9 protein-coding genes are annotated in these 12,371 nt (G+C 59.6%); 5 read left to right on the forward strand and 4 right to left on the reverse strand.

Annotated elements, in window-relative coordinates; translation table 11 throughout:
- Positions 1–178 precede the first annotated feature (178 nt).
- The 3 genes from MX571_RS21185 to gdhB all read left to right on the forward strand — a co-directional run bounded on the left by MX571_RS21185 (position 179) and on the right by gdhB (position 4,614).
- Complete coding sequence (locus tag MX571_RS21185) at positions 179–3,058, forward strand: bacterio-opsin activator domain-containing protein (RefSeq protein ID WP_247421559.1); 2,880 nt, start codon at positions 179–181, stop codon at positions 3,056–3,058.
- A 111-nt stretch (positions 3,059–3,169) separates the two neighbouring features.
- On the forward strand, positions 3,170–3,313 hold the full coding sequence (locus tag MX571_RS21190; protein ID WP_247421348.1) for a rubrerythrin-like domain-containing protein: 144 nt from the start codon (positions 3,170–3,172) through the stop codon (positions 3,311–3,313).
- 2 nt (positions 3,314–3,315) lie between these two features.
- Positions 3,316–4,614, forward strand: a complete 1,299-nt coding sequence (gdhB, locus tag MX571_RS21195; RefSeq protein ID WP_247421349.1) for a glutamate dehydrogenase GdhB — start codon at positions 3,316–3,318, stop codon at positions 4,612–4,614.
- 607 nt (positions 4,615–5,221) lie between these two features.
- Here gdhB and MX571_RS21200 read toward each other — a convergent pair.
- The 4 genes from MX571_RS21200 to MX571_RS21215 all read right to left on the reverse strand — a co-directional run bounded on the left by MX571_RS21200 (position 5,222) and on the right by MX571_RS21215 (position 9,783).
- Positions 5,222–5,743, reverse strand: coding sequence for a DUF555 domain-containing protein (locus MX571_RS21200; RefSeq protein ID WP_247421350.1), 522 nt, complete (start codon positions 5,741–5,743; stop codon positions 5,222–5,224).
- 352 nt (positions 5,744–6,095) lie between these two features.
- Positions 6,096–8,357 (reverse strand): hypothetical protein, encoded by a 2,262-nt coding sequence (locus MX571_RS21205; protein ID WP_247421352.1) that lies wholly within the window; start codon positions 8,355–8,357, stop codon positions 6,096–6,098.
- Positions 8,358–8,709: 352 nt separating this feature from the next.
- Positions 8,710–9,192 (reverse strand): toxin-antitoxin system TumE family protein, encoded by a 483-nt coding sequence (locus MX571_RS21210; RefSeq protein ID WP_247421353.1) that lies wholly within the window; start codon positions 9,190–9,192, stop codon positions 8,710–8,712.
- 3 nt (positions 9,193–9,195) lie between these two features.
- Entirely contained in the window at positions 9,196–9,783 is a 588-nt protein-coding gene (locus tag MX571_RS21215) for a DUF7342 family protein (RefSeq protein ID WP_247421355.1), read from the reverse strand.
- Positions 9,784–10,079: 296 nt separating this feature from the next.
- Here MX571_RS21215 and MX571_RS21220 point away from each other — a divergent pair, with 296 nt between their 5' ends.
- Together MX571_RS21220 and MX571_RS21225 are read left to right on the forward strand one after the other, a co-directional pair.
- Positions 10,080–11,810 carry a hypothetical protein gene (locus tag MX571_RS21220; RefSeq protein WP_247421356.1) on the forward strand — a complete coding sequence of 577 codons (1,731 nt, stop codon included), beginning with the start codon at positions 10,080–10,082 and terminating at the stop codon, positions 11,808–11,810.
- A 105-nt stretch (positions 11,811–11,915) separates the two neighbouring features.
- Positions 11,916–12,197, forward strand: coding sequence for a hypothetical protein (locus MX571_RS21225; protein ID WP_247421359.1), 282 nt, complete (start codon positions 11,916–11,918; stop codon positions 12,195–12,197).
- Positions 12,198–12,371: the final 174 nt, after the last annotated feature.

A 12,371-nucleotide genomic window follows, 5' to 3' on the forward strand; every position in this document is an offset into this window, starting at 1 on the left:
TGTTACGTACCGCTCCCCATCCCTCTGCGGGTTAGATAACAAACGTCTTTGCTCACGGAGGGTTCGATAGTTAACTAGTCATGCACGCACATTCCAGCCTGTGGCAGCAGCAGCAGAACTGGGGGAGAGTTCGAGTCCGTGCCGAGAAAAGCGTCTGCCGTACCTTCGTGGCCCAATAATGGTTCTTTCCTCCCCCGTCACCGATTCGTCGACGGTGTTGCTCGTCGGGACCGACGACTGGCTCACGCGATTCGCCGCGACGCTTGAGGCTCGGACTGACGCGACGGTGAAGACAGTTGGAAGCAAGGTGGAAACGCTCGAAATCGTTCGAGAGCGAACCACAGATTGTCTCATCAGCGAGTACGCGCTCGAAGGGGCAACCGGACTCGAACTCCTCAGGGAGATCCGGACTGAAACAACGTCGCTTCCGGTATTACTCTGTACCGCCGACGGGAGCGAAGCCATCGCTAGCGAGGCAATCGAAGCCGGCGTCACCGATTACATCGCACTCACGGACCCGGCCGAAGAGATGATCGACCAACTCACCGAGCGAGTTGAGCGGGCGATTCGGTCCGCACAGCGAGCGAGCACGCAACGGGAGCGGGCTAGACAGTTCGACGCGATATTCAACGACTCACGGACCGCGACGTGGGTTCTTGCCACGGATGGCACGCTTGAACGCGTGAACGAGACTGCCCGAGAGATGATCGACGTAAAAACCGAGTCAATCGTTGGTGAACCCTTCTGGACGCTTCCGTGGTGGACAGACCCCGGTACGACGAACACGGACGTACAACAGATCGTGGAGAAAGCACTCGATGGGAGATTCGGCAACGCGGTCGTCACACAGCCACCACACGTCGAGGAACCACGCGTCATCGATCTCTCTGTGCGCCCAGTCGAGAGTGAACGCGGCGACATCGTTTCGATTCTCGTCGAGGGGGTCGACATCACTGAGCGCGTCGACCTCGAACGTGACCTGCGTCAATCGGAGGAACTCCATCGAGTTACGCTCAACAACATGACCGACACCGTCCTCATCACGAACGAAGACGGTGAGTACACCTACGTCTGTCCCAACGTTCACTTCATATTCGGCTACACGGCCGACGAAATCCACGATCGAGAGACGATCGACGATCTTCTCGGTGCGGATCTATTCGACCGCGACGAGCTCAGGGCTGAGGGCGTGCTGAAGAACATCGAGACGACCGCGACGGACAAGGCAGGTCGTGAACACACGCTTCTGGTCAACGTTCGCGAGGTCTCGATTCAGGACGGCACGCTTCTCTTCAGCTGTCGAGACATCACGAAACGCAAGCAACGTGAGGAAGCGCTCGCGACACTCCAAGGGACCGCCCGTGATTTCCTGTACGCCGAAACCCATCAGGAGATAGCCCAACACGTTGTTGACGATACACCAGGTGTTCTCGATCTGGAGGCGAGTGCTGTCTATCTCTTCGATGCCGACTCGAACGATCTCCGACCCGCGGCCCGCTCGACAACGATGAGAGAACTCAACGGGCCGCTCCCCACGGTCCACGCCGACGGAGAAACGCTTCCGAGTTATAGCTTCGTCGAGGATGAAGCGCTGTTCTTCGATGACGTCCACCAGGCAGACCGTCTCGAAAACCGGGCGACTGAGCTTCGCAGTGCAGCGTATATCCCACTCGGCAACCACGGCGTATTCGTCGTTGGCTCGAACCGGGTCGGTGCCTTCGATGATGTGACCCGAGAACTGGCCGATCTCCTCGCTGCAACCGCTGAGGCTGCCCTCGACCGAGTCACACGGGAGTCTCGTCTACGCGAACAGGATCGCACGCTTCAGGCGCAAAACGAACAGCTCACCTCGCTGAACCGTATCAACGAGACGATCCGTGAAATCGACCAAGCCCTCGTGCAAGCCGAAACGAGAGAGGAGGTCGATCATACGGTCTGCGAACTGTTGACCGCCGATGACCGGTTCCGGTTCGCTTGGATCGGAACGGTGGACATGACGACCGACGTCGTCGAGCCACGGGCCTGGGCCGGCAGCGAACAGGGGTATCTGGATAGCCAAGCGTTCGCTATCGATATGTCCAGTGCAGAGCCGGCCGGCCAGACCGCCGCTACCGGCGACCTGACGATGGTGACGAACGTCGCCGCCGGACTCCGCGAGGACCCGTGGCGGAAGGAGGCCCTCGCTCGTGACTACCTCTCTGTACTGAGCATCCCCCTCGTCTACAACGATCTCACGCACGGGGTGTTGACTGTCTACGCCCCGACCCAAGACGCGTTCGACGACATGACGAAGGCTGTATTAGGCGAACTCGGCGAAACCATCGCGTCTGCTCTCAGTGCAATCGAGCGGAAGAACGCGCTGCTCACGACATCGATGACGCGTGTCGAATTTGCCATCGACGATTCGGCGTTCGTCCTCACTCGGCTCGCGAAAGACGCAGCGTGCACACTCTCGTATCAGGGGGGAGTCCAACAATCCACAGAGGGAAGCTACGTGTTCGTGACCGTCGAGGACGGAGCCGTAACTGATGTCGCAGACGCGGCCTCGCAGCTGGTCGGCGTCGACGAGGTGCAACAGATTAGTGAGGCTGGTGAAGGGGGTGTTCTACGGCTTCGGCTCACGCAGCCGTTCCTCGCCATGGAGTTGGCCGATCACGGTGCCGTCTTCCGTGAGGCGACTGCCGACCCAGCGTCCACGATACTCGTCATCGACATCCCAGATAGTATCGACGTCCGAACGGTCACGCAACTCGTCCGGGAGACGTTCTCTACTGCCGAACTCCGTTCGAAGCAGACGCTGGATCAGTCCGCCGAACACGACTTGTACTCGAAATTCCTCAAGAAGTTGACCGAGCGCCAACTTGAGGTGATCCAGACGGCATACTACAGCGGTTTCTTCGAATCGCCCCGCGAAAGCACCGGCGAAGACGTTGCGGAGACACTCGGAATATCCCCGCCGGCGTTCTATAAGCACGCCCGGACCGTCCAACGCAAACTGTTCGAGACGCTCTTCGAGGAGAACAACTTCTCGATTCCTGGAACCGGCGAGGTTCAATAACTAACCCCTTTCGTAAGAGGTTGTTTGGCTGTTAACCTTCAGCTATTCGCTGATACACTTATTAGACTGATTAGAGTGCCCCGCATTCCACGCTGGCACTCGTGAACTTCCATGAGAGATGTCGACCCCGAACCCGACGGAGAAACCCCATACGAGTGCTTCACGTGTGGCAACATCATCATCGCTGAGAACAGCCCCGGCCAGTGTCCCGATTGTAGTGGCTCGATGCGAAATCGGCAGGTCCCACTGGAATAACCATGGCATCCCAAACTGACCCCCTCCGTGACGAACCAGGTGATGCCGTGGAGTCGTCCGAATCGGAATCGGCGCTCCAAACGGCTCGCCGGCAGCTGTACCACGCTGCTGATCACCTGGACATCGACCCGAGTATCGTCGAACGGCTCAAATATCCGAAGAAGGTCCACGAAGTAACGGTCCCAATCAAGCGGGATGACGGTACCGTCGAAGTGTTCACGGGCTACCGAGCCCAACACGATAGTGTCAGAGGTCCATTCAAAGGCGGGCTTCGATACCACCCTGACGTGACCCGAGACGAGTGTGTCGGCCTCGGTATGTGGATGACCTGGAAATGTGCCGTTATGGATCTGCCTTTCGGCGGGGCAAAAGGTGGCATTGCCGCCAACCCGAAGGATTTGAGTTCGACCGAAAAAGAACGGCTCACTCGCCGGTTCGCACAAGAAATACGCGACGTCATCGGCCCGAACCAGGATATCCCTGCTCCCGATATGGGGACGGACCCTCAGACGATGGCGTGGCTGATGGATGCCTACTCGATGCAGGAAGGCGAGACGACACCGGGTGTTGTCACCGGCAAGCCGCCGGTGGTCGGTGGTAGTGAAGGCCGTGAAGAAGCCCCCGGACGGAGCGTAGCGATCATCACGAAGTTGGTCTGTGAGTACTACGACCGCAAGCTCAAGGAGACGACGGTTGCTGTCCAAGGATACGGGAGCGTTGGCGCGAATGCGGCTCGACTGCTCGACGAGTGGGGCGCGACTGTCGTCGCAGTCAGCGACGTGAATGGAGCGATGTACGAACCAGAAGGGGTCGACACGGCTTCAGTCCCGTCACACGACGAAGAGCCGGAAGCAGTTACCAAGTACGCGGACACCGTCATTTCGAACGACGAGTTACTCACGCTCGATGTCGATGTGCTCATCCCAGCAGCACTGGGGAACGTGATCACCGAGGAAAATGCAAAGGCGGTTGCAGCGGATTTCGTCGTCGAAGGTGCGAACGGCCCAACGATCTCGACCGCGGATTCTATTCTTGCAGAGCGAGGTGTCGCAGTGATTCCCGATATTCTCGCCAATGCTGGTGGAGTGACGGTAAGCTACTTCGAGTGGCTCCAGGATATCAATCGGCGAGCATGGTCGCTCGAACGGGTGAACGATGAACTCGAAGCGGAGATGCGGGCTGCCTGGGATGCGGTTCGATCAGAGTTCGAACAACGCGACGTCACTTGGCGTGATGCAGCCTATATCGTTGCGTTGTCCCGGATTGCCGAGGCGCATGAAGCGCGAGGGTTGTGGCCGTAACCTGCCCTCGCTGCTCCACGCTACGGGCCTGTTCTCATTGACGCTGACCGACTCGCGCGCTGTATCTTGCACGCATATCCTGTCAAGCTCTGAGGATTTCACCAGAGGCTTATGGTACTTTCTCGCAAGGAGGGTGTCCCCGGCCATCCTTCCGTAAGAGGCCGAGTTCCCGTGCTTCCACGGGCAGTGGGATCGGGACTGGCTTTGCTATCGGGTTCGGCGATACAGTCATCCGCGGCGAATTCGCCGCCGGAGACTGCTCCGCTGATCCTACGCTCGGCACTGGTCGAGCAACTTCGCTCGCTCGTGGCAGGAGACGTGGGAAACTGTCCTAATCCCCGGTGGATGTGTGCCCATCTGTGGAGGGGGGTCGTCCGTCCCTGGAGGGTGTTTTGGGCACGACATCAGTTGTCTCTTTAACATAATAAATATTATGACTTTCGGGGTCACAATCAGAATACTGGGTTCGAATACCTAGGAAGATTGTGGTGAACTGCTGTTGCTCAGACCAGCTTGAACCACCCAGAAGCCGCCGCACTCTCAGTCACCCTGCCGAACACCCCGACAACGTGGGGACGACCCCGACCCACGCACCATCTGTGTATCCCTACTTCGTCTCGCCGCCTCGCGCGCTCCTCGCTCGCTCGCCCGCCGCCGCTTCCTCCAGCCTCAAGACGTCAATCTCCGACCCGTCCCCAGAGGACGCGTCTGTCACCGCGTCCGGCTCCGCCGCCGTTTCCACCGCTGGCTCCTCTACTCCTGACGACGCCCGCCGAACCCCCAAGACAGTCAACGGAATATCCTTCATTCGCACACCCAACTCCCGCTTCGCGATGCGCGAACTCTCCTCCGCTGAGAACGCCTCGAACTGCGCCAACACCGTCAAGACCACCAACGCGAAATCCGTCGTCGAAAGCGCCGCCTCATACTCATACCCGCAGGACGGACACGCAACGTCCTGAACGACGATCTCCGAGTACCGCGCCGACGTCTGATTCACCCTCTTGCCCACCTCCGACACCGCGATGTTGATCACGTCCTGGACGCCCGTCGTTCCCGCCACCACCCATGGAACCGACAGCTGTACCTCAAACCATGTCTCCTCCTCACCGTGCCGAGACGTCGTCATACTGTTGTTCCATATGCGTCTCACCCGTATGAGGACTCGTTGACTACATTGAATGTGGAACTACATCCACCACATTCTGGTCCGCACGATATCGACCGGAGCACAGGCTGCTTCTGGGGGGTCGTGGTCGACGGTTCGGGAGGCTGAGGCGCTGCTCGGCGGCTTCATGTCCAGTTTTCGAAAGAGAGTTTAGTTGGAATTCTGAGTTCGATCGGTAGGGAACTCGGGGGTGCTAGGGTTCGTTACAGTTCAGGACACAACCGGGTAACGGGGAGTACCGTTATCGAGGTCTGTCGAATCTGAGCCTGAATCCGAACCTGAGTGCGGGTATCAGCTGTGCTCATACACATACTCAGGCAGCTCCTCCGTCGAGTGACTCGGTGTACTCGGTGAGACGCTGTTCGGTGTATTCCTTACAACTCTCAACACCAGCGCGTGCCAGGCAGAGTGGGTGGAATCGAGACGCTACGACCGGATCGTAGTTCATGTCTTCATTCCGGACACCACAAACCCAACACGACGAGGGGTCACGAGACGAGTCGCCGTTCACGAATCTCATCAACGCGTTTGCCTTGAAGAGACCGAGTGCCTCAGGGTGGTCCTTGAGGAATCGGCGATTTCGCTTCATCTGACGCTCTTGATGTGCGAGCTGTTTGCGTTCAGTAATTGCTTGAACACGGTCGGAGACACGAGCGAGTTCGTCTTCGATGAGCGTCTCGACCAGCACTGGCGAAGGCCAGGTTGTCGAAACGTCACCAGAGAACTTCGCAGCGGAACTCCGGGGAACAGCCTCACCAGCATCAGACGATTGCGACGACTGACTAACACGCTGAGGTGTCGCAGGCGTCGAGCGAGTCGATGGGGTGACCGGTGCACGCTCGAGAATCTGAATCTCGGATTCCCAACGCGAGTCGAGCTTCGGTTGACCTTGATACGTCTGGTTGGACTTCTTGTACGGTAACTTGAAGTCAACCAGGCGGACCACGTCACCTTCGTTCGGCTCGGTGAGAATCTTCTTCGAGATGATTACTTCTCCATCGGCGTCATCCGGGTCGGCCGTTGATGCAGTAATCTCCTCTTCGCTTGACTCCCAGACAGAGACACGAACTTCATCCTCGCGGCGATCTCCATCCTTGACGATCATCCCGAATTTCAATCCAGGGACGTCAGCATGGTAGACCTTCTTCACGACGCCTTGCGTGGTGAGATAGCCTTTTGAGGACCAGAGGTTCGCCTGTAGAATCGCGTTGATTCGCAGGACATTCCTCGGGTTCGTTGCTTCGTCTTCGAGGAGTCTGAGGAAGGCCGACGTCACATCTTGTCCATCCAACACACCCTGTGCAAGATTAGACGCGATTTCGACGGGTCGGCGACGAATCTCGTGGACGGTCTCAGCCTGTAGCAATCTGCGTGCTTCGGCCAAGACCTCCTCACGAAGTTCGGAATCCTCGGCGGCGAGCTCCCGAAGGGGCTCGGCGAGGTCGTAGAGCTGCTGGGCGACGGTCTGTTCACGACGCTCAGGAGCAACACCAGCACACGCGCTACGATAGCAAGCGAGCAATTCGGTGTGTGCATCCAACGTCGCAGCCAGGCCAGTCAGGTGTCCAGCAGCGTCAATTCCCGCAGAGACTCTCTTCAGCTCTGCATCCAACGCCAGTCGGCGCTCGATACCAGGAATCGACGACCGAGAGTACTCCGCTGGATTCGCAACGAGAGTCCGGAGTGCGACTAACTCCCCAGAGGGAAGCGTCACTTCCAGGTCGTCCGTTCCGACACCCTCTGCCTCGCGTGGCGTCTGCTCATCCTCGGGGATGATCTTCAGCGCACGCAGTCGGCGAGTGTGTGCATCCAGCTGGTCTTCAGGGACGAGTGTTCGTCCAAGGCGCACCGGAACATCCGTCGAACTGATGGGGTCGTACTCATCGAAGCCAGACGCCGTGCCCGTCAACTGATCGCCAGTCGGGTCGGTCAGGCGGTCGTGGCCCATGTAGATGTACTGCCCACGTGCGATGACATCAGATTCAGAGAGCGCATCAGCGGGTCGTCCGCAAGCGTTCATCTCAGTCCTCCGCTCATCACTCCGAGACGCGACCATCGGTTGGTCATCGTACCAGCCGTAGACGCCCTCGGATTCACGTTCGAGTTCGAGTTCAGAACCGGACTCGTGCGCACCAGTACGCTCGGACTCACGCTCGAAGTCGACACCGGCATCGACATCGACGAGGACGTCGACATCGGTGTCGAATTCGGAGTCAGATTCGGTGGTCGAGTGTTGTCCATCCACAGTGCCACGGAACTCACGCTCTGTCGAGAGTGCGGACGGCGAGTGGGAACTCGCGTCTGCGTTCGTGTCTGCATCGAGGTTGAGCCACCGACGAATCGTCGGGGATTCCACTCCGTCGTCGAGACGGCGGATCTCCTCGGTGGAGAGGCGAACCGTCGCCGGGAATCCGTGGTCTGCCGCCTTTGAGACCAGGCGAACAGTGTGGGTGGGGTGCTCATTTTCGGTGTTGTGTTCGATTTCGGTACTGCCGCTCTGCTGTCCGTCCTCGGTGAGGTCGGACCTGTCGGTGTATCCACTCATAACAAGCTCGAAAAGCGCCGTGCTTTCCACTCTCAGAGACGCGAACAGCGATGATAACTGTATCGTGGTATCCCTGCGCTGTCTGTCGGTTTTCTGTTGAAGACCCCCGCAATTCCGCGTACATTCAACGGGCCTCCGGTGCGCGAAGGACGACCGCCCGCGAACGCCCACGTCGAACAGAAGCGATCAGGACGGATACTCGCTCATAGAACGGCGCTCCCGCTCGCCGAAAGTAGAGTGGAAAGGCGAGTTTGCCTTTCCGAGCTTGTTATGATGAGCCGTTCAAGGCTCAATGTAGCTACTCTACGCCCGGATATAACGATATCGTCGAGGGACCTCGAAGATGGAACTATACATCGCTGGTTCTGTTGGTAGTCGAGTCTCAAGGAGGATTGCTTCCAGCGTTCAGCGGGTCATATGACTGGTTGTGGTAGGCGACGCGCCAGAGTTTGAGCACAGCACGAGTAACCAGTGCCTCCGGTGACTGCTTGATGCAGGACTCCTCAACCTCGTTCGGGTCTGAACTCGCATTAGGTGGTGGGTGATAATGCTCGAGACCAGGCACGTGGATATAGTCTCCATCGTGTGGATGCTTTCCCCACCGGAAGTTCACGCCCTTGGAGTCGGTATAGTGAAACTTGTAGTCTCCACGGATTGTCCACTGAACGTCAATTCGACCACTCTCGGCCTCACAAAGGCCATCCTCGAGGCTGATCTCAAGTACAGATGGGTTGAGATAGTCGTCGAGCGAAGGTTTCGCGAGTGGCTCTGTCTCGTCGATAATATCGCGGATTGTGATCAGGGCCGATCGGTCAATCGGCCCACGGAGCGAGTGGCTCTCCTCCGTTCCAGCTGGCTTCGACATCGACTAGGCCGAAATGCTGCGGTCGGTCGAGCGACGATCGCCATCGACGAATCGTTCAGCATTCGCGATCGAGAGGGCTGCGTTTGCGAACGCGAGGTTGCGCCGGAGCGTCTGCCACTCTTGAATCGTCTCCGAATCGATAGCCTGCTGATCCGAGGCTATGTCTCCGAGTGTCTGGTTCGTCTGCTCGACGGCTAGCTCTTCGGGCGAATCAACGCCGTATTCAGAGCGATACTCGTTGAGCTGATCGCGCATCTCGCCGATACGCGTGACGAGTTCATCCGTCGAGACGTGCTCGAGGATATCTGCCGCCTGCTCAACGACGAGCGATTCAGGGGACCGGCGGTAAGTTGTGCCACCGTGTTCGCCGGTAGCCGTTACGACGAATCCCTCGTCGGCGAGTGCATTGAGGTGCTTTCGAGCCGTCTTCGGCGAGGTGAGAGCGTCCTCGGCGACGGTGTCTGCCGACACGGGTGAATACGTGTGGGCGATAACGTGGCGGACACGCTCGTAAGGTGTCGTCTCCTCCTTCCAATCCTCTCGGACCTCCTCGTTGATATCCGCGAACTCGGCCGGCGCTCGATCACTCATACTGGTTCCTTTGTGGTGCGGGAATATAGTATTTTGCCACGGGACTATGTTACCCAACCTCCGCATCCTGTCGTCCACTCTCGGTCGTTCCGGGCTCCACGTCACATACGCTGTTCGAGAAGCCCTGTGAGGACTGTACCAAGTTGTGTCGCTGGTAATCGAACTCCGCCTCCACAGACCGGGCTCGGCTAGCTCTCGCTCAGTATTGGCCCCCCAAGGGGGCCGAGGGGAGTTCGAGAGGAGGATGGCCGACAGCCGTCCGCCTCCCGAATCATCCACCACGGAGTGACCTACCGATGACATACTACCACGACGGACAGCAACGCCTCTCGAACAGCGACGTCGAACAAGACGACCGCTTCGACGAACTCCGGCTACGCGGGCTCTACGAAAGCCCCCATCTCGAAAGCGACTGCCTCGGCGTCCGACTCGAGAACGCAGGTGAGCTCATGATGGCCGCCCGGACCCAGCCCGAATACGACGAGTTCGGCCTTGAAATCGAAGGTACCGGAGAACAGGCACTCGACGCCTACTGGGTCGGCGCAAGCCTCCGCACCACCCAAGCCCGCGACATCGATCCGATGGACCTCACCGACGAGGACCTCACCGGACTCCCACTCGAAGCCCAAGAACGCCTCCATGGACTTCGTGAAGAGCGGAAACGCCAGCGAGCGAAAGCCCTCGCCGCCCACGTCGCGGGCATCGACCGCGAGACACGGCGCCGGGAGGAACTCCTCAGTGAGTGCCGCGAGCGCCGTGCCGACTACAACGACCGCGTCATCGGCGACAACATCCACTCCTACGACCCCTTCGAGCATCTCGACGAGGAAACCACACAGCGCGTTCACGACGCTGCTGACCGAATCACCGACCGGCTCGTCACGCCCCCGAACAAGACCATCATCGAACACCGCCTCGGCAGCAAGGTCGCCCGGGGGCAGGACCTCTTCACCGCCCAATCGAACGTCCTCGACGAACTCTACCAGGAAGCGGGCGTCATCCAGCCCATCTCCTCAGTGCCGATCATCCCCTCGAAGTACAACCTCGAAGCCGACATCCAGGGGACCGTCACGCGACTCTGGCAACCCAAGTCCCGCACCCAACAGCAGGTCGGCCTCATCGAAGACGACACCGGGACCATCAAATTCACCGTCTGGACGAAATCCAGTCAGGGAACCATCCTCCACGAAGGCGACCTCGTGCGCGTTGTCGCCGGGAAAGTCGGGAAATACCAGGGACAGGCGACGCTCGCCGCCGACTCCGAGACTCGCATCACGGTCATCGAGGCCGGCGACGGGCCAGCGCCACGCGGCGACATCCCCAACGTCGACTGGGCGAAATACGCCAAACGAAATCGCGAACGCGGCATCGAACAACCGTTCCAGCGACACGGCGGCTGCTCGATCCCCGCCCTTGGGACACCCGGTGTGCAGGAAGTCTCTCGTCCCGTCCACACGCCGGTCGACCGTCTCGACGCCGAACAGAGCGGGCAGATGGACGCCCACGAATGGCTCAAAGCCACCGAGATATTCGACGAAGACGGCGACGTCCCACTCCCGACCTGGTGGCGCGAACAAGCCACCGTCGTCTCCGTCCTCGTCGACGCCGACCGTGACGCGATTCACGCCGCCGTCCACGACGTCATCGCCACCTCGCAGCCCGACTCGACGTCCGTCCCAGACCATCCCGTCCCACAGGGCAAGCGCCGCCTCTGGGCGCTCGTGCGAAACCTCGACCACTTCGGAACCGCACTCGAGGACGAGGACTCGGACGCTACCGACCAGTCCATAGAAGCCACCGAGGACGCCAGCACGAACGCGCTTACCGGCGTCACGACTCCCGACACCCCCGAGACAACGGCGACGACAGAGCCGAGCCTCGGCCTGCCCACGACCACCTGCCGGTGTCCCGAGTGCTCCCACGACCGGGCGCACTACCGGCTCGTCCAACTCCGCTCTATCGACGAGCCACCGACCAGACTCCTCTCGTGTGCCAGTTGCGGCCAGCGCTGGCGCGATGACAGCTAACCACCACTGTTCGATTCGGTTCGATTCGATACCGCTCGCCTCGTTTCGCCTCGATTCGACTCGCTTCGATTCCGCACCATCCACACCACGATTCACCAGACCCCCATGTGCTCCAACACCAACTCCGACAGCGATAGCAACGACATCGAACCTGAATCCCTTCCCACCAACGAGGAGCTGTTCGACCTCTATATCGTCGACGGCGAAGACCCCTCGCGAGCGGTCAATCCCGACGACCGATACCGGCCTGACTCGCCGGGGCCAGGCCCGACCGTCGGGACGCGCTTCGCCACGCTCCAAGACGGGTCGTTCGCCATTATCGAGCGTGCCGCCCTCGGCGGATGGATCAGCGCCGACGAAACCATAAGCCTCGAAGACGCTCGCTGACCGAGCAGGACAGGACTCGCAGGCCGTCGCGACCAGCAACCCTCCCAGAGTTTTTGCTCCCCACGGGGGATGAGGGGAATCGGAGGAGAGACGAGAGATACCGTGTCTCGCACGGCTCTCGTGTGCCTCGTTCCGACGCTTCTCGGCCCGTCTCCCTCGTGGAGAAACTCCCCC

Origin of the sequence: Halomarina salina, assembly GCF_023074835.1 — an archaeon.
Lineage (GTDB): Archaea > Halobacteriota > Halobacteria > Halobacteriales > Haloarculaceae > Halomarina > Halomarina salina.